The sequence below is a fragment of the Acidimicrobiia bacterium genome (assembly GCA_041393965.1).
GTDB lineage: Bacteria > Actinomycetota > Acidimicrobiia > Spongiisociales > UBA5794 > UBA5794.
Genome location: JAWKJB010000001.1, coordinates 535,908 through 561,430 on the forward strand (window position 1 = coordinate 535,908; position 25,523 = coordinate 561,430).

At 63.2% G+C, this 25,523-nt stretch carries 24 protein-coding genes, 4 tRNA genes, 1 other RNA gene and 1 riboswitch; of the genes, 16 read left to right on the plus strand and 13 right to left on the minus strand.

Annotation, left to right across the window (positions count from 1 at the left end):
- Positions 1–17: 17 nt before the first annotated feature.
- Both ffs and R2823_02850 read right to left on the minus strand, forming a co-directional pair.
- An RNA gene (ffs, locus tag R2823_02845) (signal recognition particle sRNA large type) lies at positions 18–289 on the minus strand.
- A 1,385-nt stretch (positions 290–1,674) separates the two neighbouring features.
- On the minus strand, positions 1,675–1,797 hold the full coding sequence (locus R2823_02850) for a hypothetical protein (protein ID MEZ5175128.1): 123 nt from the start codon (positions 1,795–1,797) through the stop codon (positions 1,675–1,677).
- 581 nt (positions 1,798–2,378) lie between these two features.
- Between R2823_02850 and R2823_02855 the strand changes: the two genes are divergently transcribed.
- The 5 genes from R2823_02855 (at position 2,379) to R2823_02875 (ending at position 5,309) form a co-directional block, all read left to right on the plus strand.
- Positions 2,379–2,852, plus strand: a complete 474-nt coding sequence (locus R2823_02855) for a nucleoside deaminase (GenBank protein MEZ5175129.1) — start codon at positions 2,379–2,381, stop codon at positions 2,850–2,852.
- Between the two features lie 101 nt (positions 2,853–2,953).
- Positions 2,954–3,043, plus strand: a tRNA-Ser gene (locus R2823_02860).
- Between the two features lie 686 nt (positions 3,044–3,729).
- Positions 3,730–4,107, plus strand: coding sequence for an SHOCT domain-containing protein (locus R2823_02865; protein ID MEZ5175130.1), 378 nt, complete (start codon positions 3,730–3,732; stop codon positions 4,105–4,107).
- A 129-nt stretch (positions 4,108–4,236) separates the two neighbouring features.
- Positions 4,237–4,321 (plus strand) — tRNA-Ser (locus R2823_02870).
- A 79-nt stretch (positions 4,322–4,400) separates the two neighbouring features.
- A complete protein-coding gene (locus R2823_02875; protein MEZ5175131.1) occupies positions 4,401–5,309 on the plus strand; it encodes an LLM class flavin-dependent oxidoreductase in 909 nt (302 codons plus the stop codon).
- A gap of 68 nt (positions 5,310–5,377) precedes the next feature.
- Here the strand turns inward: R2823_02875 and R2823_02880 are convergent, their stop codons facing one another.
- Entirely contained in the window at positions 5,378–6,265 is an 888-nt protein-coding gene (locus R2823_02880) for a DMT family transporter (GenBank protein MEZ5175132.1), read from the minus strand.
- A 147-nt stretch (positions 6,266–6,412) separates the two neighbouring features.
- Here R2823_02880 and R2823_02885 point away from each other — a divergent pair, with 147 nt between their 5' ends.
- The 3 genes from R2823_02885 to R2823_02895 all read left to right on the plus strand — a co-directional run bounded on the left by R2823_02885 (position 6,413) and on the right by R2823_02895 (position 9,423).
- Positions 6,413–8,077 (plus strand): ABC transporter substrate-binding protein, encoded by a 1,665-nt coding sequence (locus R2823_02885; GenBank protein MEZ5175133.1) that lies wholly within the window; start codon positions 6,413–6,415, stop codon positions 8,075–8,077.
- Between the two features lie 51 nt (positions 8,078–8,128).
- Positions 8,129–8,218: transfer RNA gene (locus R2823_02890), tRNA-Ser, on the plus strand.
- Between the two features lie 779 nt (positions 8,219–8,997).
- On the plus strand, positions 8,998–9,423 hold the full coding sequence (locus tag R2823_02895) for an Hsp20/alpha crystallin family protein (protein MEZ5175134.1): 426 nt from the start codon (positions 8,998–9,000) through the stop codon (positions 9,421–9,423).
- A 116-nt stretch (positions 9,424–9,539) separates the two neighbouring features.
- Here the strand turns inward: R2823_02895 and R2823_02900 are convergent, their stop codons facing one another.
- The 4 genes from R2823_02900 to R2823_02915 form a co-directional block, all read right to left on the minus strand.
- Complete coding sequence (locus R2823_02900) at positions 9,540–9,698, minus strand: hypothetical protein (GenBank protein MEZ5175135.1); 159 nt, start codon at positions 9,696–9,698, stop codon at positions 9,540–9,542.
- 88 nt (positions 9,699–9,786) lie between these two features.
- Complete coding sequence (locus tag R2823_02905; GenBank protein MEZ5175136.1) at positions 9,787–10,155, minus strand: hypothetical protein; 369 nt, start codon at positions 10,153–10,155, stop codon at positions 9,787–9,789.
- Positions 10,156–10,282: 127 nt separating this feature from the next.
- Positions 10,283–11,044 (minus strand): hypothetical protein, encoded by a 762-nt coding sequence (locus R2823_02910; GenBank protein MEZ5175137.1) that lies wholly within the window; start codon positions 11,042–11,044, stop codon positions 10,283–10,285.
- Positions 11,041–14,082 (minus strand): hypothetical protein, encoded by a 3,042-nt coding sequence (locus R2823_02915; GenBank protein MEZ5175138.1) that lies wholly within the window; start codon positions 14,080–14,082, stop codon positions 11,041–11,043. Before R2823_02915 ends, R2823_02910 begins: the two co-directional genes overlap by 4 nt.
- 362 nt (positions 14,083–14,444) lie before the next feature.
- Here R2823_02915 and R2823_02920 point away from each other — a divergent pair, with 362 nt between their 5' ends.
- On the plus strand, positions 14,445–14,882 hold the full coding sequence (locus R2823_02920; protein ID MEZ5175139.1) for an aromatic ring-opening dioxygenase LigA: 438 nt from the start codon (positions 14,445–14,447) through the stop codon (positions 14,880–14,882).
- 6 nt (positions 14,883–14,888) lie between these two features.
- Here R2823_02920 and R2823_02925 read toward each other — a convergent pair whose 3' ends face one another.
- Entirely contained in the window at positions 14,889–16,565 is a 1,677-nt protein-coding gene (locus R2823_02925) for a DUF885 domain-containing protein (GenBank protein ID MEZ5175140.1), read from the minus strand.
- Positions 16,566–16,676: 111 nt separating this feature from the next.
- Between R2823_02925 and R2823_02930 the strand changes: the two genes are divergently transcribed.
- The 5 genes from R2823_02930 (at position 16,677) to R2823_02950 (ending at position 22,045) form a co-directional block, all read left to right on the plus strand.
- Positions 16,677–17,219 carry a sigma-70 family RNA polymerase sigma factor gene (locus R2823_02930; protein MEZ5175141.1) on the plus strand — a complete coding sequence of 181 codons (543 nt, stop codon included), beginning with the start codon at positions 16,677–16,679 and terminating at the stop codon, positions 17,217–17,219.
- Positions 17,216–18,202 (plus strand): hypothetical protein, encoded by a 987-nt coding sequence (locus R2823_02935; GenBank protein MEZ5175142.1) that lies wholly within the window; start codon positions 17,216–17,218, stop codon positions 18,200–18,202. The genes R2823_02930 and R2823_02935 overlap by 4 nt, the downstream gene beginning before the upstream one ends.
- The gene (locus R2823_02940) at positions 18,199–21,027 is read left to right on the plus strand and encodes a hypothetical protein (protein MEZ5175143.1); all 2,829 of its coding nucleotides are present in this window, start codon (positions 18,199–18,201) and stop codon (positions 21,025–21,027) included. Before R2823_02935 ends, R2823_02940 begins: the two co-directional genes overlap by 4 nt.
- Before the next feature lie 414 nt (positions 21,028–21,441).
- Positions 21,442–21,597: a DUF6131 family protein gene (locus R2823_02945; GenBank protein ID MEZ5175144.1), complete on the plus strand. Its 156-nt coding sequence runs from the start codon at positions 21,442–21,444 to the stop codon at positions 21,595–21,597.
- Between the two features lie 130 nt (positions 21,598–21,727).
- A riboswitch (TPP riboswitch) is annotated at positions 21,728–21,840 on the plus strand.
- Positions 21,841–21,880: 40 nt separating this feature from the next.
- Positions 21,881–22,045, plus strand: a complete 165-nt coding sequence (locus tag R2823_02950; GenBank protein MEZ5175145.1) for a hypothetical protein — start codon at positions 21,881–21,883, stop codon at positions 22,043–22,045.
- Positions 22,046–22,119: 74 nt separating this feature from the next.
- On the opposite strand, the gene R2823_02955 is transcribed toward R2823_02950, so the two are convergent.
- A complete protein-coding gene (locus R2823_02955) occupies positions 22,120–22,899 on the minus strand; it encodes a hypothetical protein (GenBank protein MEZ5175146.1) in 780 nt (259 codons plus the stop codon).
- Entirely contained in the window at positions 22,896–23,348 is a 453-nt protein-coding gene (locus R2823_02960; GenBank protein MEZ5175147.1) for a hypothetical protein, read from the minus strand. The genes R2823_02955 and R2823_02960 overlap by 4 nt, the downstream gene beginning before the upstream one ends.
- Positions 23,349–23,465: 117 nt before the next feature.
- Between R2823_02960 and R2823_02965 the strand changes: the two genes are divergently transcribed.
- A tRNA-Arg gene (locus R2823_02965) sits at positions 23,466–23,540 on the plus strand.
- 20 nt (positions 23,541–23,560) lie between these two features.
- A complete protein-coding gene (locus R2823_02970) occupies positions 23,561–24,091 on the plus strand; it encodes an SAVED domain-containing protein (GenBank protein MEZ5175148.1) in 531 nt (176 codons plus the stop codon).
- Between the two features lie 26 nt (positions 24,092–24,117).
- Here the strand turns inward: R2823_02970 and R2823_02975 are convergent, their stop codons facing one another.
- The 3 genes from R2823_02975 to R2823_02985 are packed head-to-tail and all read right to left on the minus strand — an operon-like array spanning position 24,118 to position 25,499.
- On the minus strand, positions 24,118–24,531 hold the full coding sequence (locus R2823_02975) for a tyrosine-type recombinase/integrase (GenBank protein ID MEZ5175149.1): 414 nt from the start codon (positions 24,529–24,531) through the stop codon (positions 24,118–24,120).
- Positions 24,532–24,579: 48 nt separating this feature from the next.
- Entirely contained in the window at positions 24,580–25,287 is a 708-nt protein-coding gene (locus R2823_02980; protein MEZ5175150.1) for a hypothetical protein, read from the minus strand.
- Positions 25,284–25,499: a DNA-binding protein gene (locus tag R2823_02985; GenBank protein MEZ5175151.1), complete on the minus strand. Its 216-nt coding sequence runs from the start codon at positions 25,497–25,499 to the stop codon at positions 25,284–25,286. Before R2823_02985 ends, R2823_02980 begins: the two co-directional genes overlap by 4 nt.
- Positions 25,500–25,523 lie beyond the last annotated feature (24 nt).

A 25,523-nucleotide genomic window follows, 5' to 3' on the forward strand; every position in this document is an offset into this window, starting at 1 on the left:
TAGCCAGCGGTTGGGGACCGTGCACCCCGCCCTCGAGTGTTCAGCCGGTGGCGCGTTCTGGTTGATCGACTCGTCCGAAGCCACCCCGACGCACCCAGAGCACATCGCTTAGGGCTGCTTCCTTCCGGACCTGACCCGGTTCACGACGCTCCGCCGCACCGGGACCCCGTTGTCAACATCAATCGAACCAGTGCTTGACCCACTGACCTTGCACTCTCAGGCGGGGAGTTCAGCTCCGCATGAAGAGGGTTTCGGATGCAGGGCACCCCTAGCGCCCCACCTAGCACGGTTGCCGCGATGGTATCAGGGGTGTCGGGTTGACGGCTCGCGGCAGGCGCCGTTCCCACCATCGCCGCGACGGAGCCGGTCGGTACCATGATCGACGATTCGGTATCGGAGGAATCTCGCGTTGCGGAGGGAGAGGGATTTGAACCCTAAAGTCTCGACCCGACGAGCGCGTGAGCTCGCGAATACGCGAACAATGAGTCGTGGAACGGCAAGCGACAGCGCAGCTCGTCACCCACGTTCACAATGGGCGATTCTCGAGGGGAGCCTCGCGTGGGCAGTGTCCCGTTGAGTGGTGTAAATGAGGTTGTGCCTCTCAGCGGTTGTTTGTCATGTTAGGCGGCGGGTAGTTCTGGTGTGTAGGGCGCGTTGACCTCCTGTGGTGGTTGTCCGACGGCCCAGGATCCTTCTGAGAGGTAGCGGCGTTCGGTGTCGCCATTCGTCGTGGGTTTCGTTTCAGCACGGCACCGACGAGGCGATCACGGATTCGTCGTTGGGGAAGATTCCTACGACTTGGAACGACGTTTGATCTCTTGCTGACCCGCTCGAGTGGGTTTGTTATGGCATCTTGACCAGTGTGGTTGCGGGAACTCTGCATACGCTAGACATCGTGTTCCGCATCGGTGAGGAAGCCCGGCAGCCACATATCGGGTTTCGAGCATCGAGGCGACCTGCCGAGTTGGGTACGAGCGATTCGGGTCTGGTTGTACGAAGATGGTCCGCACGTTGCTCCGATCATCTGTTTGTCCTGGGGATGTGAGCTATCAGGCAGGCACAGATGCCTTTGCATCGTTGCCACGCTGCGCCTGGAACACTCGCCCGATGGCGTTTTTGAGTCCGGGTGGGCGTCTTGAATCACGAGTTGACACCGCCAAGACCCCTGTCTTTTAACGATCGCAGGAACTGGGTCCAAAACACCTCGTCTTCTGAATCGCCAACATCGAGCCCAACACTTCCTGTTTCCGTCCGAAGCGACACTGGCTGCGATCACTACAGCCCTTGACACGACGTGGTGATCGACGCAGGCTTGACATAGTACGAGATATACGTATGGGAATCCCAGGTGATCCAGTGACCGGGTACGGAACACGGCAATGCGTTGGTCGATCTCGCCCAGATACGACGACAGTGGATTTCGACACCCCGGTGTCACACCGGAGCGCTGACGAGATCAATCTCTCGTCGAGGTGCCCGTGACATACGCTGTCATAATCACCGCACAGGGCCTTGTCGACCCGGCGGCGGGTTCAAGAAGCGACGGAAGAACGACCCGCCTGCAGCTTCGATCCGCAAACCCGACATCGCCTGCCTGAGTCGACAAGGCACGCTCACGGGTCCCGTTGCGATAATTCGAACAGACTCGTGTTCGCGCCGGCACCGATCTGGCAGTCACCTCGGCTCGATCAGGTCCTGGAGCGTTGTTCTAAAAGGCCCGAACAGCTCTTTGGTGCCGTCATCACCGAAACGTGCAAGCACATCAGCAAACGTTGAGGCATCATCATGGCGGGTCATCGTGTATCTCCTTACGAGCTCGTGGATGAACTCGCTGAGAGTCACACGGTGACCCCTTCAAGAAAAGGACCTACCCAATTTCCACCACTTCACGGGACACATACCAGAATCCCGATGGTGATGAGTCGTGCACTACGAATCAGCATCGCAGTGGGTCACTCACATTCACAGTCGGTGATTCTCGAGGGGAGCCTCGCGTGGGCGGAGGGAGAGGGATTTGAACCCTAAAGTCGCAACCATCCTCCACCTGACAGTCACGAGCGGGGCGTCCGATGAGTCGTACAACCCGAATCGACATCGCAGCCCGTCACCCACGTTCACAAAGGGCGATTCTCAATTTGGGGCCCCACGTGGCGGAGGGAGAGGGATTTGAACCCTAAAGTCTCGACCATCCTCCACGCTGAAGACCAACCGCTCGAGGCGTGGCGAACGGTGGTACCGGGTGCTCAGGTTGGCAGTCGGTGATTCTCAGATGGGGCCCCGCGTTGGCGGAGGGAGAGGGATTTGAACCCTCGATGCGTTTCCGCATACACGCTTTCCAGGCGTGCGACAGCAGACTATACGCCCTCAGATGGGAGAAAGTGGAAGACCAGGTAGCGGCCTACGACGAGGCGATGCGGGTCGCGCTCGGTGAGGCACGAAGAGCCCCCGAACATGGGGACATTCCGATCGGTGCGGTGTTGGTCGACGGTGCCGGAGGCATCGTTGCCGCCGACCGGAACCGTCGGGAACAGCTCGGGGACGCTACTGCTCACGCCGAGATGCTCGTGCTTTCGGCTCGGTCTCGTGAGCTCGGGGATTGGCGCCTCATCAACCACACCCTCGTCGTGACGGTTGAACCCTGCGCGATGTGCGCGATGGCGGCGGTGTGGGCACGGGTGGACAGGATCGTGTACGGAGCCGCCGACCTCAAGGCTGGTGCGGTGTGGTCGCTGTACAACATCCCCCAGGACGAGCGCCTGAACCACCAGATCGAGGTAACGGCCGGAGTCCGGGAAGCCGAATGCCGCGCGCTCATCGCCGACTTCTTCGAGGCAAAGCGTTCCGGCCGGTAGGTTCACGCGTACCCAGGGTTCCCGTTCAACTAAAAGGTACGCGCACGCCCACAGAACGGGGCTGCTCTGGACGATCGTACCCCGGTACACTCGCTCACTCTGGAGGGGTGACAGAGCGGACGAATGTGACGGTCTCGAAAACCGTTGGGCCTTCCGGGGTCCCGAGGGTTCAAATCCCTCCCCCTCCGCCACGCGAGGCTCTCCTCAAGAATCACCCATTGTCAATGTGGGTGACGAGCTGCGATGTCGCATCTGCATTGCACGACTATCCAGCGGCTCCAGTTCTGACTGTCTGGCGGAGGATGGTTGCGACTTTTGGGGTCTTCAAATCCCCTCCCCCTCCGCCACACGAGGCCTCCTCAAGAATCACCCATTGTCACCGGGTGATTTGAGCTGATGCTTTCTGATTCGTACAGACTGACCCATCGAAGGCCTGCTCAGACTGTCTGGCGAGATGGTTGCACTTTGGGGTTCAAATCCCTCCCTCCGCCACGAGGCCTCCTCAAAATCACCCATAATCAATGTGGGTGACGAGCTGCGTGCTGATTCGTATTGCACGACTCATCGAAGGCTCCGTTCGTGACTGTCTGGCGGAGGATGGTTGCGACTTTGGGGTTCAAATCCCTCCCCCTCCGCCACACGAGGCTCTCCTCAAGAATCACCCATAATCAATGTGGGTGACGAGCTGCGCTGCCGATTCGTATTGCACGACTCATCGAAGGCTCCGTTCGTGACTGTCTGGCGGAGGATGGTTGCGACTTTGGGGTTCAAATCCCTCCCCCTCCGCCACACGGACTCACCACTGGCATTCCCGACTCCTATATAGTGGAAACCCAAGAGGTTTGGTGCGAGGCACCAAGAAGACGAAGGGAAATCCATGCCGCTGTTCAACCTGTTCTGGACCATGCTCTGGTTCTTCATGTTTGTCATCTGGATCTGGCTGCTGATCACGATCTTCAGCGACATCTTCCGCAACAAGGAGATGAGCGGCTGGGTCAAGGCGCTCTGGGTCCTCTTCGTGATCATCCTGCCGCTGCTGGGAACGCTCATCTACATCATCGTCAATGGCAACTCGATGCATGAACGGGCAATGCAGCAGGCGGCTGACCAAGAGAAGGCGGCGCGTAAGTACATTCAAGAAGCTGCCGGAGGGGGAGGAACCGCCGACGAGCTCGCGAAGCTCGCCGATCTTCGCGACAAGGGTGTGATCTCGAGTGCCGAGTTTGATACCCAGAAGGCAAAGTTGCTCTCCTAGAGGGAGACTTGTTCGCAAAGGCAGGAGGAGCGCCGGCCGGCGCTCCTCTTCCGCGCCGCAGCCAACGCTGGGATTCGGCGCGCCGGAAGGAAATACTCGCTCGGCACACCCAAGTACCCTTGCGCATCTGGAGGGATGACTGAGCGGACGAAAGTACTGGTCTTGAAAACCAGCGAGGCGCAAGCTTCCGTGGGTTCGAATCCCACTCCCTCCGCGTTCACGCGTACCCAGGGTTCCCATTCAACGAAAAGGTACAAACTGGCCCACAGAACGAAGAAGAAGGGAGGTCCGAGATGGCTCGACCGTTGAGGGTCGGTGTGCAACTGCCGGAAGTCGAACGGTTTGTCCCATGGCCCGAGATGCGCGACATGGCCCGCGCTGCGGAAAGTGCCGGCTTCGACTCGATCTGGGTCGGCGACCACCTGCTCTACAAAGGAGCGGCTGGCCCCACTGGTCCCTGGGAGGCATGGTCCGTTCTGGCCGCTCTCGCCGCGTGCACCGAACGCATCAAGCTTGGGCCTCTCGTCGCGGCAACCTCGTTCCACAACCCGGCAATGATTGCGAAGAAGGCCGCGACGATCGACGAGATCTCCGATAGTCGATTCATCCTCGGTCTCGGTGCCGGATGGAACCAGATCGAGTACGACGCCTACGGTTTTCCTTTCGATCACCGGGCGAGCCGATTCGAGGAGGCGTTCACGATCATCCGAACCCTGCTCACAACCGGCGAGATCGACTTCCAAGGCAGGTACTACACAGCGCGAGACTGCATCCTTGCGCCCCCGGCTCGAGCCGAGGGGATTCCACTGATGATCGGATCGGAAGGACCACGCGTCCTGCGAGCGGCTCTTCCCCATGTCCGGTTGTGGAACGGGTGGCACGCCTGGTACGGCAACTCCGCTGACGGCGCGGCGCGGCTCATGGCCAAGGTGGACACAGCATGCGTCGAAGCTGGCGTACCGCCCGAATCCGTGGGGAGGACCGTGGCAGTCCTCGTCGGTGCTCCTGGCACCGGTGGCCGACCCATCGGCAGCCCGAACCGAGCGACCTCCGACCCGATCACGGGCTCCACGACACAGCTCGCGGATGTGCTGCGCGGATTCGCTGCAATCGGTATCGACGAGGTGCAGCTCGTCGTCGACCCAATCACGATTCAGTCGATCGAGTGGCTTGGAGGCGTCCTGGCAGAACTCGACGCATAGCAGCCCGTTCTGTGGGCCAGTTTGTACCTTTTCGTCGAACGGGAACCCTGGGTACGCGTGAACAGGGCTCAGATTTCGCGGCGGGATGCGATCCAGGCTCCGGCGAGGACGAGGAGGGTCCCTGCGATCGCGATCGGGTTGATCTCCTCGCCGAGGAAGGTGGCACCGAGTGCGACCGCGACGATCGGGACGAAGTAGATAGCTATCGATCCTCTTGCTCCCCCGACCCGCCCGACCAGGGTCCCCATCAGGACATAGGCAAGGCCGGTTCCGAGAACCCCGAGCGGGATCATGGCAAGGACAGAGTCCCACTCCCAGGTCGAACCTCGAATCTGAAGCAAACCGTACGGCGTGATGATCACCGCAGCGGCAAGCTGGGCGCGCAGCAGCACCGGGAGCGCCCCGTAGCGCTGCTGGAGCGGTACGGCGAGGTTCGCTGCCAGCCCGTACAGGATCACCGCCACGAGGACCAGCGCAACGCCCAGTGCCGTCGCGGACGAGTCGGCGAGTTCCGGCAGCAGGATCGCGGTCACACCGACGAACCCCACGGCGATTCCGACAACCTGTCTCCAACCGGGAAACGCACGAAGCAGGATCGTCGCCCACACCGCGGAGAAAATGGGCATCGCTGCGTTGAGCATGCCGCTCACCGACGAGTCGATCCACTGCTGCGCCACCGGGAAGATGGTCAGCGGAATGCCAAGCCAGATCACCCCGAGCACGATGATGCGCGACAGGTGCTCCCGGTCAACCGGTGCCCGGGACCGTGGGAACACAGCAAGCGTTGCGATGCCGAGACCAATCCGCACGAGGGTGATCACACCGGGATGGAGACCTTCGAGGCCGATGTCGATCCACATGAACGACGATCCCCAGATCAGTGCGATCGCCGCCGCAAGACCCCATTCAGCGGATCCGAACGCTTCCCGGTTGGTTCCCGCCGCGGTCGCTGGCATCACGACTCGAGTATCCGGGATGCTTGGGAGCTCAGGTGGCACCACACAAGCCTACGGGTCGTCCCGAGCGGACCTGAACCCGATACCGGTGGCCAGGCCGCCTGCGGAAGGAATCGCTCGGGTTGGTGTGGTCAGTATTGTGGCCCGATGTCACGATCTGCCCAGCTGCTCGTAGCGATCGCGCTCGCGATGTCGGCGTGCACATCGGGAGGAGCAACCACCACGACATCGGTCTCGTCGACACCTTCTTCCCTCGACCCGTCGACCACCACCACAACGAAACCGCCGGATGGGTTCGGAGGAACGGTGACGGTTGGTATCGAGGCGCCGGTGGGCTCCCTCAACCCCTTCTCGACGACGGTGACCGGCGAAACCTCACTGATCGGTGCAGCGGTGTGGGCAACTGTCTACGACATCGATCCGACAACTTGGGAACGCATCCCCGACACCGTCACCTCCCTCCCGACGCAGGTTCCCGGCGCGGTCGTCGACAACGGCGACGGCACCGTCACGGTCGAATACCAGATAGCTCCGCGAGCGACATGGAGCGACGGCGTACCCATCTCGGGCGCGGATCTCGCGTTCACCGCGCAGACCCTCCGTGACCTCGCGCGAGCGGGGAATCCGGCCGTTGATCCGGTGATGGCCTCGGTCGTTGATGCCGACGCCGTCGAGAAGGTCGCCTGGATCACCTTCGACCATCCCTCCCTCGCCTTCGAGGATGCTCTGTGGATCATCCTGCCGTCCCATGTCCTCGCAGGGGAGAGCGTCACGGCATCGGACGGGACCTCGTGGCCTGCGGGTGGCCCGTTCATGGTCAGCGGACAAGACCCGACCACGCTGGTCAGGAATCCGAACTACTGGAAGACCGACGGGCATCGACAGCTCCCATACGCCGACGCGATCGAGTTCCGGGTGGTCAGCGACCCGATTCAGGCTGTGAAGGACCGAGAAGTCGAAATGGTCGAGGAGCTCACCGGGATCCCCGATGCGGAACTCGACGGGATCGGCCGCATGCAATCCGCACCGACACCGTTCATCGAGCAGCTCTCGTTCAACTTCATCGGTGACCGTGACCGTGCCAACCCTGCATCGCGCAATGACGACCTGTCGTTCCGGACCGCAATCGCACACGCCGTCGACCGTGCAGCCACCCTCGATGAGGCCGGTGTCCCATGGGCGGCCACCGTTCCCGGCCTCATCGCGCCGACCGGCGTTTCGCCATGGGCCGCATATGTGCACAACGCCGCGCTCGCAACGGACTTCATCATGGATCTGCCGAACCCCACCGATGTCGCCAGCGTCCTATCGACCACGAACAACGGACCGGACCGTCCCGCCATTGCCGATGCGCTCGCGTCGGCGTTCGCCGACACCGGTGTCCGGTACAGCACGAAGCTGCTCGACTCGATCCAGTTCTACGGAGATACGCTCCCCTCTGGCGCTTGGGATCTCGGTCTGTGGGCATGGGAGAACGACGGCGGCTACGCCGCGACCCTTGAGCTCCTCGACCGCTTCGATCCTGCTGGTGCGGGTGCGGGCCTCAACGGGTGGGGAACGATCTCTGAGGACGCATCCTCGAGGTTCTCAGAACTCGTCTCACTGGCCCGATCCACCGTCGATCCCGTGGAATTCGCGACATTCGCTGCCGAGGCCGACCAGATCCTCGCGACCGAGCTGCCGGTCATCCCGTTGTTCATTCGGTCGAGCTTCCTTCTCGTCGCAGACCAAGCCGTGACCGGCGCCGTCCACAACGGGACCGCATCGCGCTTCACCTGGAACAGCGAAACCTGGCAGGTGGTCGGCGAGTAGCACGATTCTCGCCGCGTCGGTGACGACCCCTGATATCCTGCCATCCACCCGGGAGAGGTGGCCGAGTGGCCGAAGGCGCTCGCCTGCTAAGCGAGTAGGGGGTGTTAAGCCTCCTCGAGGGTTCAAATCCCTCCCTCTCCGCCCACGCGAGGCTTCCCTCGAGAATCACCCATTGTTAGTGTGGGAAACCGCTGCGACACAAGTTCGTGTTGCACGACTCATTGTGCGCGTCTTCGAGAGGGTGCGGAACTTCTTGGGTCGAGACTTTGGGGTTCAAATCCCTCCCTCTCCGCTTACGCGAGGCTCACCTCGAGACCCACCGCCCTCCGATGTGGACCGGATGGTGGTTGTGGATTCGTGTTGCACGACTCATTGTGAAGGTCGTTGAGGGGCACGGCATGTCTTGGGTCGAGACTTTGGGGTTCAAATCCCTCCCTCTCCGCTCACGCGAGGCTTCCCTCGAGAATCACCCATTGTTAGTGTGGGAAACCGCTGCGACACAAGTTCGTGTTGCACGACTCATCGCACGCTCCGTCCGTGGCTATCACGGTGGAGGATGGTTGCGACTTTGGGGTTCAAATCCCTCCCTCTCCGCTCACGCAAGGCTCCATTCGAGAATCGCCCATTGTCGATGTGGGTGACGGGCTGCGCTGTCGATTCGTGTTGCACGACTCATCGCACGCTCCGTCCGTGGCTATCACGGTGGAGGATGGTTGCGACTTTGGGGTTCGCGTCGGGGTTCGCGTCCCCTCTCGATGGTGGGGATACCGCGTCTGGCATCGAAATACCCCAAACTCTAGACCATGAAATCTAAGCGGACACTTGTCAAGTTATCTAGGCAGTGGTACTATAATCTCTGATGAGCAACCGAGCGTGGGCGTCAGTTGCGCCCGCCGAGACACAGGAAAGGATGGAGCTCAATGGCACGCTTTGTTGATCCATTCGAACAGATGGACCGCATGCTTGCAGGCGCTGGCAGCCGTTGGCGCGGAGGGGTCATGCCCCTCGATGCGTACGAGAAGGACGGCGCGTATGTTCTCCGGTTCGATGTCCCTGGCGTCGATCGCGACAAGATCGAAGTCACGGTGGAAGACAGGGTTCTGACGGTCACCGCCGAACGCACCATGGAGGACACCGTGGGAGCGAACTGGATTCTGCGTGAGCGTCCGACCGGAATCAACAGCCGTCAGGTTCGTCTTGGCGACAGCCTCGACGCATCTGCTGTGGAAGCCGACTACGACGCTGGGATTCTGACCGTCGTGCTACCCGTCAAGGAAGAGGCGAAGCCGCAGAAGATCGAAATCGGTACCGGAAGCCACAAGGTGCTCGAAACCACTTCCTCCTAGGGACCAGAGCATCGATCACACCGAGGGGCGACATGTCGGCATGTCACCCCTCGGTTCGTGGCGAGTGAGATCCACGGGTCTGTCGCCCGAGGCATGAAGCCGTCGTGGCGGCGGCCCTAGCGATTCCGGTTGGATGCTTCGATGGCTGCGGCGAGTCGATGGATGGACTCAGCAACGGCCAAGTGTCCGAGGACCTCGGCTACCCCTGGCACCTGCACTTTCTTGGACGCCTGTTTGCCCGCTTCGGCCATCCAGCGGTATTGGTCTTCTGCCATGGCTCTCCTTTATACCCACCTAGCGTACGCGACAACTGTCTTCAGGGTCCGTCGCCCGAGGATGTCGAATGCCGCCATCGAGGGATCTCTATCGACGGAACGGTGGGTTCGGGTCTCCTCCGACACAGGGCCGCGCGACGATCGCACTGAACGGCATGGCTGGGTGTCCTGGGCGGGGAGGGTCGAGTACGGATACGGAGCTGTAGAAGAAGTCGGTCCCGACCTCATTGGCGCCGATCCATTCGTAGTCGGTGATGGTCATGGTGCCCTCGAACACGACAGCGTCGTAGGCATCTGGGTCCACACGCTCATCGTGATGCCAAGGGCGGTCACCCCCAATGGGGATCCCGTCGAACACCGAGTCAGCGATGGCTTTCGGAGCCATCGCGAAGACAGCAACGGTAGTGAAGACAGCGAGGGCGAGGGTGATGACAGCGAGCCTATTTCGATAGGCCATTGGCACTCCTTTGTTGGTTGTGCTCACCCCTACGATGCTTTCGGTGACCCATCTGGTTGACCCGCAGATGCTCGGAAGGCTCGAACCGCGTGCAGGTCTCGCTGTGCTATCGGATGCCCGGGATCCGCTAGCAGCGGTTCCCGACGAAGAACGAGTTGACCGGTGACCACGGTCCCTCATCACCGAGGTCATGGGTGCGGATCCGCCAGTAGTAGGTCGCGCAGTAGGTGCCAACCGAGATCGTGACCTGACGCTCCTCTCCTCCCGCGTACCCGAGCCACTCGTTGCGAAGGAAGCCAGGGTCACGGGAGACCTCGATCTCGAACTCCTCCGGTTCCCGGCAGCCGCTGTAGCTCCAATGCACGGTCGGTGTCAAGAGCACCGTACCGGTGACCGAACCGGGTACGGGCACCCCAAGCGCGCAGATCGTTGTGGTGGTTGGTGGGATCGTTGTCGTCGTTGGGACGGTCGTGGTCGTCGAAGCGTCGGTTGTCGTGGTGGTGTCCACGAGGTCGCCAAGGTTGACAAGGACATCGACGGCGGCACTTGCGCCCCACTCTCCATCAGCGTTTCGGGCTGCCACTTCGAAGGTATACAGTCCCGAACCTGGTGCGGTCCAACTGAATGCGACGGTGTGGAGTGTTTCGCCACCGAGGTCTGTCTCGCCAGCGTCTGTTCCGTTGACGGTCAGTCGGGCAGCGGTGACACCGGATGGGTCGGTTGCGTGCGCGGTCACCTCGACCGCGGCCTTGGTCACGACGGTCCCGTCGAGTGGTGCATCGATCCACGAGCGACTCGTTCCGGGCGTCGCAGCCCCGGACCGCAGCGCAATGCCGAGCACCGAGGCGGCGACGAGGCTGGCGGTGACGACGGCGGTGGTGCGTCTCATGGGTACGGGATCTCCCACGGTTCGGTGTACTTCCCGTCGACGGGATGGGTCTGGCTCGCCCATCCGCATCCCGCCGATCCGGCGAGGCTCGTCGTGAGCGTGGTCGCACCTTCACCGGTCCAGGTCAGGAAGATCCACGGCTTCGGGTCGATGTTCCACGGTGTCTTGGGCAGCTGCGGGCTCTGACCGGGGAGATACCACTTGGCGATCTGGTCGAGGGCGAGCACCGTCTTGCGGCTCTCGCCGGGAGCAAGGCCGCTGAGATCGATCGAGATCGACTCGGGCAACATCACATAGCCTCCCACCGGCTGGCTCTGGATCCACTTCCCGGTGCCGTAGTTCTGCCACGAGTAGGAGCTCTTCTGTCCGAATACTTGTCCCGTGTAGGTGCACAACGCGGGAGGCGCAGGGGCACTCGGGTCGGCGCTGCGGGTGATCGTGACCTCGAACATGGCGGGTGCCATCGTCCCGGCAGGCTCGGGAACCACATAGATGCCGGGATGGATGTTGAGAATCCACTGGCTACCCGTCGTCGCTGCCTGTGTGACGGCTTTCGTCGCGGCAATCTGCATCTCGTCGAGCATTTTGTCGACAAGGTCCTCGGCGAGCTTTTTGCACTCGGATGCAAGAACGCTGCAGTTGTCGAACAGGCCCTGCGCTTCGGCCTGTTTGACGAGCCAGGCCTCGAGCTCACCCTTCCCGATCTCGGCGAGGCCCTTGAACTGGGGCATCGTTGGCGGCACCCCGAAGTACATCAGCACCCCGTTGATCGCCGTCTTGCTCCAGCCCTTGCACAGTTTCTTGGCGTCTTCGTCTGATTTGCCGGTCGCAGCCACGATCGTGTTGCAGCCCGTCACGGTCGCGAGGAGCTCAGCGGTGAGGTCCTTTGCGAACTCCCACACGGCGACGAACTGGTCCCACACCCAACCGACATAGCCGATGGCGTCCCCGATGTAGTCCCACCACTGCTTGGACGGAGGTGACAGCTTGCCTGCGCAGACGGTCGACCCCGGCACCATGCCCTTATGGACCTTGACACCGTTCTCGTAGACGAAAGCCTGGTCCTCTGCCCATTGGTAGAACTTGTCGAACGCACCCTGGGTCGGGACCGGCTCGCCCCTCATGATGTACCACAAGGGAGTCTCGTACGGGGCCGGGTTGTTGCTCCCGAACGGATTCGACACCACCCGCACACAGCGCGAGTACGACGGATTCGGAAGGCTCGGAGGTGTCATCCGCACCTGAATGCTCATCGAGGCGGGTTGCGACGAATCCGGCTCCGGGGGTGGCGGCTCTCGGAGTAGGTCGATGACGACCTCGTTCGACTCCCCTGCGACGAGTTGCTTCCCGGCGAACGGGACCACCCGCACCCACAGGGTGTCGGTGGTGAGCCACGGCAGGAGAGGAAGCAGGTCGATGGCCACGGCCGCGCTCCTCGTCGGAGCGTTCGAGTCTGTTGGATTCCCGAGACCGGGCAAGGCCTTGTAGGTCATCGTCTGCCACACATCCTGGGAGGTGACCTCGGTTGCGGGAGGATCGATCGCTGGCCCGAGATCCACCGAGAAGTCGGTTGATGATTCCCCCTGCGGAAGTGGAACGGTCTGGGTGAGGACCATGCCAGGGAAGTTGAGGGCCGGATCCGCCGGGGGAGGCGTCGTGCTCACCTGAACAAGCCCGTGGGTGAGCCCGGTGCCGCCTGCGAGTGGTGCCCAACGGAAGGCGTTCGTATACGAGCCAGGGAGGTAGTTGGTGCACGGCTCCGGAAGCGTCGCGATGTACGAAGGCGCCGTTGTGGGTGGGGCCGCGGTGCTGCCAACGACATTGATCGGGTTCGTCGTTGTTGTCGGGGTCGGAGCCGGAGGGTCGTAGGTGCAGATGGTCCCGGTCCTCACCGGTGTGCTCTTGATGATCCAGTCGAGGCTGCTGTCGGGTATCACCGATCCCAGGTCGGCGATCTCCACGGCGTTACCGAACCCACTGGTCGCACCGTCCGTCGACGGTTGCCACTGTGAGCGCCCGAGGGGCACAAGCGTGCCGTCCGACCATCCCCAACCCTCCACGATCACCGGCCCCGTTCCGGTGTCGGTGCTCGGTAGGGGACCGAAGTTGAAAGCACCGTCGGGCCCCTTGGAGACGAAGGCGCCCTCCTGCTGTGGGACCCGATCCCAGGTGTTCCCATCAGTGGTCACATAGAGATAGGCCCGATCGACCGCGGCGTGGAGCAGCCCGTCGGAGAAGTCCAGGTCGCCCGACCAGCCACTGTCTGCGCATTCCGCCGGAGGCTCGATCAGCGTCGGCGGACCGGGGTTGCGAGCGGCTTCGTCGTAGGGCTCGACGAACAGCATCACCGGGGATGCGCCGAGCGGAATACTCACCAAACCGCCGTCCCCTCCCACGGGTGGAAGGGGGACGAACCCGGCAGAACCGAACGCGGCGGCGTTGACGAGGATCCCTGTGGCGTCTTGCACGGCGGGCAAGTTCACCGAGGCGATGCAGGTCTTGGCGTCGATCGCGATCGCCGGCTGCGGGGCAATGAGGTTGTTCGCTCGCTGTGCCGGCATCGGCGCAGGCACCGACGCTTGAAGTGCGAGTTCGGCGGGAGGTTCGTGGATGCGCGTCCACAGGGGTAATGAGGTAGCGGAGGCGCCGGTCGTGTCGTACGCCCGCAGGACGATCCCTTGGAATCCGGCACCTTGCGGCGTCCATTCCCAGATGTGATGGAGCTCGGTGACGGGCTCGCCCGGTTCGTAGGACTCGATCAGATCATTGGCGTTCCACAGCTCGACGCGCACGATCGGGTTCGCGGCGAAGGTCATCGTGTCGAGCAGCGTCGGGATTCCGGAGAAGAGGTCCCCAGGCACACCCGGTCGACGAAGCACGGGGGCGATCTCGGCTGGCGGCGGCGGGGGGTTGCTTGCTGGGTTCTCGACCGTTGGGCCCGGTCCCTGCTGTGCGGTTGTGGTGGTCACCGACGAGGTGCGGGTGCACGCAGCCGCGAGCATCGCGACGACGACCGCGAGGACAACCCAGCGTCTCATGACAACGATCTGATGTCAGCCCGCATCGCGGCGGTGTACACCTGTCGTTCGATGGTTGTTGCCACAACGGATTCCTGGTCAGCGTCCGAGCACCGCTCCGTCCCAACATACCTCGCAGTCTTATCGTCGCCTGAAGGTGGCATGGCCTGATCGGCCATGACGCGCGCTGGCCTGATACCGGCGGTCTGCGAGTAACCGCAGCATCGATCCATCGCTACCTCCAGGGGAGTTGACAGAATTTGGCCTCGGTGGGTGTCGATCTTCGTCGTTGGTCCCTGACAAGTCAAAGCCGACCAACGACCCGTGCTGTGACGGGATCCTGCCCCGCGATCGCGTAGACTTGGCGCGAGAAAGGAGTCATCATGAGGAAGACCGCATTCATCGCGTCGATCGTTGTCGGTGTCGTACTCATCATCGGGGGCGTCGCAACATGGATCGTCGTGAGCAACACCCTCGCGGATCAGAAAATCACCGTCGCCGACGATGCGAGCTGTCTCGCAGGGGACGATGTCAACGGACCGTTCAGCGCCTACTGCCAAGCAAAGGTCATCAACGACCACACCCTCGAGTCCACCGGTGGCAAGACCTACGCCGAGCTCGACCGCGACGATCCGCTCCGCCAGGTTGCCATGAACTCGGCGTTCCTCCAGGCGTCGCTGTTCACTTCGGTCGTCGCCTTCGGTGTGGCTGGCATGGCGATCCTTGTCGGGATCCTGTTCATCCTGATCGGTCTCGGGATGCGTGATGTCTCGGAGGTTGTGGCCGCATCCGACCACGCCGACACTGGGGATGGCGGCTGAATCCCGTCACGGTGACGCGGCGCGGGTACTCCACTCGGTGACGATACGGTCAAGGGTCGGGAGCGTGACAAGCCCCGACCCGAGCACCGCGTCGTGGAACCCCTTGATGTCGAAGGACTCGCCCATCGCCAGTTGCGTTTCGGCTCGCATCCGCTGGATCTCGAGCCGACCGATCATGTAGGACACGGCTTGGCCGGGGTCGGACAGGTACCGGTCGATTTCTTCGATGATCGAATGCATGGTCATCGGCGAGTTGTCGGCCATGTAGTCGATCGCCCGCTGTCGCGACCACCCGAGGGCGTGCATGCCGGTATCGACGACGAGCCGGCACGCTCGCATCGAATCTGCCGACAGCATCCCGACGCGGTCGAGGTCGGTCGTATAGAGGCCCATCTCGTCGGCGAGGCGTTCCGTGTACAGGCCCCACCCCTCGCCGTACGCGGAGATGAACCCGTTGCGCTGGAAGGCGGGGACCGCGTCACCGAGTTCCTGCGCGATGGCGATCTGGAGATGGTGGCCGGGGATTCCCTCGTGGAACGCCGTGGACTGCACCTCGTAGGTCGCCCACGAGGTCGGATCCGCCGTGTTCATGAAGAAGGTGCCTTCGCGTGAACCGTCCTCGGCTGGCGGGTAGTAGAAGGCGACGGCGCCGTGCCGGGTTTCTTGCACGAAGCAGTTCGATTGTGGGAGACGCCCGAACCAGTCTGGCATCGCCGCTTTGGCTGCGGCGAACGCCTCTTCGGATTGGGCGACGACATCGGCGCCGCTCGTGTGGTGAAGCGCCGGATCGTCACGGAGCGCGGTGAAGATCCCGGCGAGATCGTCGGTGCCGATGATCGGACCCGCGATCGCTCGATACTCGGTGGCGAGGCGATCGATCTGCTGAAGGCCGATCTCGTGAATCTCCCCTGCCTGCATTGGCATGGTGGTGTACTTCTCGAGGAGCCGTGCGTAGACGAGGTCGCCGTCGGGGAGGTAGGCAAGGCCCGCTTCATCGTCGGATCGAGCGACGGGCCCAACCTCGTCGCGGATGACATCACGGTACCTGCCGAGCGCGGGGCGCACCGTGTCGGTGACGATGGCAGCAGCCCGTTCCTTCCACGCCGCGATGTCGGTATCGGTGAACGAGTCGGGCATGGCAGCCCTGAGGAACGCATCGTCGGCGACCGGCGTGTCGAGGAGCGTGTCGATGGCCGCAACGGTTTTGTCGACGGCGAACCTCGCGTTGACGCGACCAGTCGCGATGCCCTCACGGAGTCGCTGCGACAGCTGGTCGAACATCGTTGCGATGGCGCGATACTTGTCGAGCATCGCCTCGGCGTGCTCTGGAGTCTCGACCGACAGTTGCGGGATCAGGATCTCAAAGACGATGTGAGGCCCGAATGTCGGGTCGATACCGAACTCCGCCTGGCGCGTCTCGGTGACACCCGCTGCGGTGCTGCATTCGTAGATGAGCGTTTCGCGCGTCACCTGGTCTGGCGCATCGAGCGAACCGGGGTCGATGCCTTGCGCTTCGTGCGCGATGCGGCGATAGGCAGCGATGTCGCGGTCCTCGGCTTCCCTCGAAGCATCTTCGATCCGGTCGATGTACCGGTAGTCCCCCAACAGGTGCGCTTCGGTGGGGTTGCGCTCGAGGAAGTACTCCCAGTACTCGTCGGCAAGTGCCCGCAGGTCGTTGTTCATTCATCCTCCGGTGGCGGTCGCGTTCCAGCCTATTGGATCACAAGTCGTCTCCTTTGCGATTGGCGTCCAAATGCCTGTCAACCCGGAGCGTCCTTTCGTGCATCGTGGGGTATGACCATCACGGCGCATTGCCATCCCGCATTCGGGCGCGTACGGTTGGAGCGGATCGGAGGTCTCGCCATGGAGGAACGGATTCGGGCCTTCGTCGACACCGAGTACGGCAAGGTCGTGTCTGCTGTCCGAGCCGCGACGGGACGATCCGACGGCGCCGAAGACGCGGTGCAAGAGGCGCTGGTCAAGGTGCTTCGCGATGGTCACCACCCTGACAATCTCGCTGCGTGGGTGACGGTTGTTGCAACCAACGAGGTGCGCCGGGTGCAGCGCCGCCAACTCACCGAACGCCGTGTCTCGCCACGAACCTCTCAACCCGCCGATGGGGGCCTCGAAGGGGTTGCTGTTGCGACCGATGTTCGCAAGGCGATCGCTGACCTTCCGGATCGTCAACGAGAGATCGTCATGCTCTTCTGCTACCTGGACGCGTCGGTCGCCGATATCGCTGCATCGATGGGGATCTCGGGCGGAACGGTCAAGACCCAACTCCACCGTGCGCGAGCAACGCTCGGTGAAGCCCTCGGTTTGGAGGCACGACCATGAACCTCGACGACCGCTTGCGCGAAGCCATCCACGACGCGTTCCCGCCGGCGAAACCTCGGGACGGGCTTGCCGACGAGATCATCAAGGCTGCTTCGAGGCCCGCCCCCGGTCCCGGGCTCGGCGGTGCCGGCATGTGGATCGCCATCGGTGTGGTAGCGGCTGCGATCCTCGGTGCGGTCCTCGGCCTGTCCGCCCGCGGTGGTGCACCTGCACCGGCGGTGGTCGGTCTTGACGGTGTTGCGGTCTACGCCTGCCCTGGAGATGGTCAGGTCGGCACGCTCCACCGTGGCGACCGGATTTTCATCACGGGCCGCACGGCGGATGGGTCGTGGCTATCAGTGCGCAATGTGCGCGGTTCCGGGCAGGCGGTGTTCATCCGGGCCAGCCATGTTGTTGAAGACTCGGATGTGGCGCATCTCCCCGAGCGCGACTGCGACGATCACGGCATCCTCGTCGTCGGCTCGCCGCCTCCCACCACGGCCCCGCCGAGCACCGTCCCGGAGACCACTACGACGATCCCGGACACGACCACGATTCCGGCTCCGACGACGACCGTGCCGGCTCCGACGACGACCGTGCCAGCTCCGACGACGACGGTGCCCGATACGACCGCTCCCCGGATCAGCAACACATCCGCGGTCCCGGAAGTCATCTGGGAAGAGGACACGGACTTCATCAGCTGCCCACCCAACACACCCCGTGAGTCGATCATTTCGGCGACCGTCACCGACAATGTGGCCGTCGCATCCGTGACCGCATCGTGGACCGACCCGTCAGGGACCCAGACGGTGCCTATGGCTGGCGGCGTCACCCGCACCACGGTCTTCGGTCCGTACGAGGCTGACACGTGGGACCCGTTTCCATGGGAGCCCGGTTTTGAGCATCAGGTCACGATCACGATCACGGCCAAGGACGCTGTCGGGAACACCGCGGCGGCACAGGTCGAGGTCACCGTCACCGAAGTCGGGACATGCTTCATATGAGCCGCCGACTCGTCACCGTCGCAGCCACCTTGGTGTCGATGATCGCGGCGGGTGCGCTCGCCTTCTGGATCGCGACCACCCTCACAAGCGAAACCGCTCTACCTCCCGCGGCCCTTCCGGAGTTCGGGGAATACGAGCTCGTCGTGGTTCCGACCCCTGTCTTTGGGGACCATCCGTGGGAAGCGGGTCTCGAGCTGGCGGCGATCGACGACGCGAGCCGAACCGCAGCAAGCGAGCTCGGCGTCGTCCTCGAACAAGGCGACATGGTGGCCCAGCCCGTCGTGCCGGCGCACGACGGGTCGCCCGGTTCTGCCTCCGCGGGTTCGGGAACTCCGCCTGATCCGACGGACCCCGCAGCTCCTGGGGACCCCGCAGGAGGCCCGGTCGATGAGCCGGACGGTGGCGGGATCCCGATGCATCCCCCCGGTGACACCGATCCAGCCGACACCCACATGGAGGACGGCTGTGCGGAGGACCCAACCCCGGCGTCGTGCCCCGAAGGGGTGGGCGGAACCGTCCTTGCGATCAGGTCACTCCCCGACCTTGTCGGGCTGGGAGTCTTTCAGCCTTCACCTCCCGGAGCCGCCCCATACAACGGTTACCCGGAATGCCCCCCCGTCTCTCCCACGGCCGGCACCGTGCAACTCGGAATCACAACGAACCGGCCGGCAACTACGCGGGTCGAATACCACCCGACGAGTCCCCACCTGCTTCCCCCACCACCTGACGGGCTCACGAGTTGGGGCGCATTCCACCCCGACCTTCCGATCGAGTCCTTCGAGGTAATGACACCCACCGCGGCGGAAGCCCCGTGGGTGGCATGGGTCGAGGACGAAGCCGCAGGCTATGACGATCCCCGCTACTGGATCCACCACTGCAGGCAGATTTCCGATCTTGCCCCCGGCGATTACATCGCACGGTTCATCTTCACCGACAAGTACGACCCAACGATCGTGTACACGAGGAGCCCGATGCGGTTCCGTGTCCCCGATGCCGACGGTGCCGTGCGCGTCCTCCGACGTCGACCCGTCTCCCTCGTCGGATACGGCATCGATCGGCTCTATGTGGCTGCGACCCGAAAGCCGGATCAGGTCCTCCAGGTCGCCGCCTACGAACGCGACGGCACGGAATCGTGTGACACCGGAGGCGACCCAGCGAGCCTCCGATTGAGGGAAGAAGGCAGGCTCGATGGGCGCCTGATCGCCGACGACGAGATCCCTCGCGATGTCCTTACCGATCCCGAGTATCCCTATTTCCGAGAGCATTCCCGCAGCGTGCTCACCCAGATGCATCTCACCGAGGGAACGGACTACCTCGTCTGCGTGTACTGGCTGTCCGTCGGCGGTCCGAGCTTCGAGCCTGTCGCTGTCGAGGAGGCAGAAGCTGCGTATGTCTCGACGCCCGAAGCGTATCGACCAACGATCCGGCTGCACGGATTCGTCAACTTGTTCGGTGAGGTGGAGGGTGCACAGGCGGCCATGTGGGACCTTGACTGTTCCGGCCACTACATGGCGTTCGAGGGACGGTTCGAGTCGGAACGGCGGCTGGACCCGTCAGTCGTGCTGTGCGAGCGTTCGACACAGCTCACCGACTGGAACCTCAACGGCATCCCGATCTCGACCATCGCCAATGAGGTCAGCAGAGGGAGCCTCGAGCGACGAAACCGTCTCCGGGTCAACCTGTCGTGTGTCACTGCCCCCTGTCCCGCCCGTTCGAGCGAGATCGCGCTGGTTCCGCTGCCGGATGTGCCCACCGTACGGAGACTGTGCGGATCAGGGTGGGGTTCTGGATGCGACGACGAGATCCCGATGCGAAGTGCCGGGAACGCCTTGATCGAGATCTCCTTTGACGCCACCCCGGGGAACGGCGCCACCCGCTGGAGCATCGGCAACACGGAGGGGTTCACGGATACACCCCCACCGGTACCGGAGGACCCCAGAATCGACGCGTCATCCACCGCATCGGTCGTTCGCGATGGTACAACGGGGGCCCCGGCGAGCGCGAAGCTCGATGTGACGGTGAGGGCCGACCGGCCGGTGACGCTGTCCATGGACATCGTCTCGGACGCTGAAGGTGGCGACGCCTGCTTCGTTGGTCTGCCGAGCTCCTACCGCGCTGATGAGCCCGCCACGACCCACAGCTTCACCTTCCACGACCTGTGCCTGTTCGAGAGCTACCGAATCGTCGTGAACGGAGCAGATGCTGCGGGTCGCCCGACGAGACTGCTCGATCCTGCGACGAGAGACTGGACGACCAACACCTTCGATGCTCTCACCCCCGCGCTGCGGCTCGAGATGGTCGGTACGCTCGAGGTCACGCCGCCATCGGACGGGTTCTGGCACCATCTGCGGATGAGCCCCCTTTCGATCACTCCGGATTTGGCAGGAACGGACGCGCCCCGCCGGTTCCTCTTCCCTGGTTCGACCGAGGTGGATTGGCTGCGACTGCCCGGGGTGCAATCCGAAGTCGGAGCGAGCGGCTGGTCCGTCTTCTCCCGTGCATGCGGCGGCGTTTCCTGGGCGTGCGGTCTGCCGTCGGCCGGACCGTTGTCGATCACCAACGCCGACGACGGGATTCGGCCGGGCATCCATGTGCCCTATGTGGGTTCGACGATGAACGATGTGGCCATCGTGGTCGATATCAATCGGGGCGGAGCACCCGACTTCGGGGACCCTGACATACCCTGCTCGGCAGGCGCGTCGATCAAACAGGTCGAGTTGCGAGGAACCGTCAGCCTCCAGGACCTGTTCGCGGGTGTTGAGCTCACCTCGGAGTCCGGTTCGGTCCGCGTCACGCTGCGAGCGATCCGCTGGACCGCCGTGTGATCTGGCCGTCGCTGGGCGAGGTCCTGGCAGGTTGACAGGTCGCGGGTAGCGAAGGGGTCAGGGCGGTTGCGGGTTGCGCCAGGCGTCCCAAGCCGGAGACGACGGATCAGTCCCGGCGTCGAAAAGACCCATCGTGTCGAAAGGGACCACGGCGAGTGGGTCCCACAGGAAGCTCCAGATGACGATCTCAGGTTCGACCGGTGCCAGCAGCTCGCGCATCCGACGGATGGCTTCCACCTGCTCGGCGGCATCGGCATCCCAGGATGTGTCTCATCATTGGATCGGATCTCGGCAGTACTCACCCATCCCCGGGCTCCCGGCTCAGTCAGGCATCGACCCGCAAGCGCCGATGGTTGTTTGGACGCGGGGCCGAGAGGGTAGAGCATTGGGGATCATCGATGAAAGGAGACACGCATGATCGTCCTTGGGGTCATTCTCATTGTCTTAGGAATACTGTTGAACATTGGCATCCTCTACACCATCGGTGCGGTGCTCGCCGTCGTCGGTGTCATATTGTGGCTTCTCGGTGCAATGGGTCGCCAGGTTGGCCCGAGAGGCCACTACTGGTAGATCGTTCCAAGACACAGGACCCGCCATTTCGTCGGCGGGTTCTGTCGCGCAGAAGAAGCAAGAGACTCCAAATACCCGAGAAGCCATGTTTGGGCCTCCTCGATTGCGGGTATGACATCAGTTGAAGCCCGAGGGGCTTTCGGAGAGTCGGGATCTCCCGGCTGAGACCTCGTAAACGAGCGAGGATATCCGTTGAACCTGAACCGGATCATGCCGGCGCAGGAATCGAGTTCCTCGGGCTTCTTTGACGCCATGACACGCTCCGAACGGAAAGGAGTCGGATATGCCGGTCCATCGCGGCAAGGACAAGGACGGCCCCTATTACCAGTGGGGGGACTCCGGAAAGAAGTACCACTACGAGTCGGGCAATCAGAAGAGTCGCGAGGCTGCAAAGGCCAAGGCCGACAAGCAGGGTCGAGCGATCAGAGCCAGCGGCTACGAAGGGTGACACGCAGGTCTGTCAGCTGATCCAGACATGTGCTTGAGTGACCGGTGAGCCACCACGAGTCCCCCGCGAGCACCCTACCGGTTGGAAAGGACGACACCTGCGTTAGCGAGCGCGAGGGCGAGCCCGACCGCAACAGCCAGCGCCCTTGCAAGCGTCCGTCGATCATCCATCGCCCGTCTGCTGTCCTCCACGACGAGGCTTGCTCGTGATGCGGAGTCCTCGTAGGCCTCGAACAAGCTGTCGCCTTCTTCCGCTTCGATACGCAGGGATTCGATGCGTGTCTCAACTTCTTCGAGCCGGTGCGTGATCTCGGCAAGCTCAGGCTCGAGTTGAGTGAGCCGAAGGTCGGGATCCGTCAACTGTGCCGCAAGATCCGCGAGCTCGTCATCGATCCGATCAAGCGACTCCGTCATGCCCGGCTCAGGTGTGAAGTCGATGCCTACGAACGACAGCGAGCCGAGAACCTGTTCCACCCTCGCGAGGGCAGAGCGCAGTTCGGGAAGAGGCGCTCGGATCGCGTCGATGCCGGACGGCACGGTTTGTGAAATTGTCACATCTGCGGAGATGAGAATCGACGATGTCGTCTTGATCGTGTTCCGCACATCTTCCGAGAGGAGAACGATCTCATCGAGCGTTGCAAGGGAGCGGTCGAGGGTATCGGACATGACAACGATGCTGTCGTCCACCGTGACGAGCACATCGGCCGTCACATCCAGCGACTCAGCCATAGTGTCGATGGCTGCATCGACGAGGAGCCAGGCCGCGACGGCGACGACGATTGACATCAAGAGCCCGATGGCTCCGAACCCGAGCGCGAGGCTCCCGCCGTCGGCGCGCGGCTGAATCGCGATCATGTGACTCGGAAGGTCCAGAGGTACGAGTCGGTGATGACAGCATCGACCCCTGCTGTTTCGTGTGTCACGAGTTGGGCTTCTGCGGTGTGCTCTCCGACACCGAGAATCACGATCGCGACACCGTCGTCGGTGTAACGGAGGAGACCGGCCGCGTCCACGCTGTTGGCCGTGACATCGACGCCGTCGATCAAGAGCCGTACGTCGTGGTCGGGATCGGTGAGCCGGTAGTGCACCGCGACACCGTCAGCGGCACTGATGTCGGCACCTGGGGCGGGTCGTACCTCGTCGATCCAAGATGGGAGTTGACCGCTATCGTCCGCGTCGATCTCGGTGTCACCAACGGTGGTGCAGGCGGTCAGCCCGACCAGGGCCAGAATGGCGCCGACGATGAGCATCACGGGGCGAAGGGGCATACGGAGTGGTTCGCGTTGGTGAAGTGCAGCGTTCATGGTTCGGTCTACCCGACGGAGCGGAATGTGAAACCCTGGCTCAAGGTTCTCTGTGGCACATGGCGCTCGAAACGATTGTCTTCTGTGGCGGTTGACCGTTACCGTATGGGTTCACCGGCGCCCGTAGCTCAATTTGGATAGAGCGTCTGACTACGGATCAGAAGGTTGGGGGTTCGAGTCCCTCCGGGCGTGCTGCGCGAAACCCCTGCGAGGTGACGCTCGCCGTCAAAGCACATCTGCCGCTCGCTGTCGCATTGGGCCATGCCTTCGCCCGACCGACTGGGTGCACCATCCGGCTCCACCGTCGGGATGGGGATGACTGGGTTGCATGCGCAGTTCACATGAGTGAGAACGATCTGATACGTGAGGAGGCTCTGAAGGGGCCAGTCCAGGCGCGAGTGGCGTCTCTCGAGGCCTCCATCAGTCGGGATGTGGAGGCGGGAGTGCTGGCGTTTGTCAGGCAGGGCAACCGGTATAGACACCGATTGACACTCAAGCCGGTGGGAGGCCCTTCGCGCAGTGCCGTCGATGGATCCGACACAGCGGACTCCTGGGCGCACCAGATCGGTGCGACGCTCGTGACGCTGGCGGATCGATCCGACATTGACCGGGCCGACCTCTTCCTGGCCGCGCCCGTGGAGGTGGCCGTCCTGGTTGGTTCTTGGACCAATGCGGTCGGCGAGGTGTTGCTCATGGACTGGGGCAAGACAGGTCCCTTTTCGAGGATGTGGTCGCTACCTTGAGCCCGGGCCGCAGCTGAGGCGTCGCGTTAGCCGAACAGCACGTCCGTTATCGCCTCCGTCGCCCCCTTCTTCTCCTCGCCGAGGAGGTGCCCGTAAACGTCCTTGGTAAGAGCCAGCGAGGCGTGCCCGAGCACCTCGGAGACGACCCACAGCGGTGTGCCCTGGGCGAGCATGATCGAGGCTGCGGAGTGCCTGAGCTCATGCGGGGTCCAGTGTCCGAGCTCGGCGCGGGCACAGAGGCGGTGGAAGTAGTGGGCGAAGTTGTCTGGATCGACGGGCGTGCCCTTCTTTGTAGTGAAGACGAGATCCGAGTCTGCCCACTCCGGTCCTGCGGCGAGTCGCTCCTGTGCCTGCCGTACTCGATGGGCTCGGAGGAGACTGTCGAGCGCCGGTGTGATGTGGAGCGTTCGTCGCGATCGCTTGGTCTTCAGTCGACGCAGGACGAGCTGAGTTCGCCTGCCCGCCCGCTGCGCCTCCTCCGGCGAGAGTCACTCCCTCCGCAGCTGATGTCGCACGTGCAGCGAACCGGCCTCGAAGTCCACATCGGTCCACGAGATACCGAGGGCTTCACCACGCCGGAGACCGTATGTCAATGTGACCGCGTAGAGCGATTCGAGACGGTCGCCCTTCGCTGCACCCAGCAGGCTCTTCGCCTCGGCGAGGGTGAGAGATCGTCCGTCAGGTGGGTCGAGCTGGGGTGGATCTGACAGCGCGGCCACATTGCGAACGAGAAGGCCCTCCCGTTCGGCCTGGTGGAGCGCCGATCGGAGCACGGTGCGCATGATGCGGATGCTGTTGGCGCTGTACCCGGCCTTCCGCTTCGCAGCCCAGAGGGCGTTCAGTTCGGAGACGGACAGCTTGGTCAGCATCTTCGAGCCGAGGGCCGGCTTGAGGTGGAGGCGAACGGTGTCGGCGTAGTCGGCTGCGGTGGACTGTTCGACTCGTGCCGGCACGCCTTCGATCCATCGATCCAGGTACGCACCGACGGTGAGGCGACTGGTCGGGTTCTCCACTCCGGCGTCGAGGGCGCGGCGCGCTTTCTTCAGCTTGGCGATGACCTCGGCCTTCGTACTGCCGGAGACCTTGACTCGGCGGCGGCGACCATCAGGTGTTCGGCCAAGCGAGATTGCTCCCCGCCACCGATCGCCATCCTGGTATACCGAATCCTCGCCCCAGCCTCGCCGGTTCCTCGTCACGATCCCGTTTCCTTCACCCGCCGACCGGGCGGCCTCTCGGGATGAGCCTTCTCCCAGGTCTCCACGGCTGCCGTCTCCCAGACCCGACCGGCTGCGAGCTCAGCGACGGGTGGCGGGAAGTCCTGGTAGTCCCGGACGAGCTGACTGGCTCGCTGGCGGGTGAGTCCCAGCATCGAGGCGATCTCGCTGAGTCCGACGAGATGATCGGTCATGGAGGGGAGCATACGCGCTAACTC